Annotated in this window: 1 pseudogene; it reads right to left on the bottom strand. The window is 67.6% G+C overall.

The features are described 5' to 3' along the window. Window positions 1–278, bottom strand: a pseudogene (locus SB772_RS40280) (glutathione S-transferase); the annotation flags it as partial.

Here is a 278-nt window from a genome sequence, read left to right on the forward strand (position 1 = left end):
GTTCCGCGAGGTGCTCCTGCTCCAGGTTGGCCAGGCTGCGGCGGATCTTCTCGCCCTGCGCTTCAAGCCAGCCGTCCCAGCGCTTGCCTTCAGGCCGTAGGAAGCTCTCATAGCGCGACGACACCGCCGCATCCATGATCGCATCGGCCTGCGACACCAGCGTCATGCGCCGCCAGCGCGCCGAGCCTTCACGCGGCAGCAACGGCATGCCCACATGCTGCAGGTCCAGGTACTCGCAGATCACCCGGCTGTCGTGCAGCACCGTGCCGTCGTCCAGG

This window comes from Paraburkholderia sp. SIMBA_030 (assembly GCF_046535245.1).
Lineage (GTDB): Bacteria > Pseudomonadota > Gammaproteobacteria > Burkholderiales > Burkholderiaceae > Paraburkholderia.